The organism is Aquincola tertiaricarbonis (assembly GCF_000969605.1).
GTDB classification, from domain to species: domain Bacteria; phylum Pseudomonadota; class Gammaproteobacteria; order Burkholderiales; family Burkholderiaceae_C; genus Aquincola; species Aquincola tertiaricarbonis.
On the sequence record NZ_JZUE01000088.1, the window covers coordinates 1 to 497 of the forward strand.

1 protein-coding gene is annotated in these 497 nt (G+C 74.6%); it reads left to right on the top strand.

Annotated elements, in window-relative coordinates; all coding sequences use genetic code 11:
* A partial coding sequence (locus VO99_RS27535) for an autotransporter-associated beta strand repeat-containing protein (protein WP_046116170.1) occupies positions 1–497 on the top strand: 497 nt, incomplete at both ends.

Genomic DNA, 497 nt, shown 5'->3' on the forward strand with positions numbered 1-497 from the left:
CCGCCGACAACAGCTACGGCGGCGGCACCACGATCAACGGCGGCCGCAGCCTGCAGGTGGGCGATGGCGGCGCTTCGGGCAGCCTGGGCACGGCCGGGGTGGTGAACGATGGCAGCCTGGTGTTCAACCGCAGCGGCAGCGTCACGGTGGGCGGCGCCATCAGCGGCAGCGGCAGCCTGGCCGCCAACGGCGCCGGCACCGTGGTGCTGGCCGCCGACAACAGCCATGCCGGCGGCACCACCATCGCCAGCGGCGCAACGCTGCAGGTGGGCAACGGCGGCACGGCCGGCACGCTGGGCGCGGGCACCGTCGGCAACGACGGCACCCTGGTGTTCAACCGCAGCGACACCGTCGTGCAGGCCACCGCCATCAACGGCAGCGGCGGGCTGCGGCAGGCCGGCAGCGGCACGCTGGTGCTGGCCGCGAACAACGGCTATGCCGGCAGCACCACGGTGGAGTCCGGCGGCACGCTGCAGGTGGGCAACGGCGGCACCACC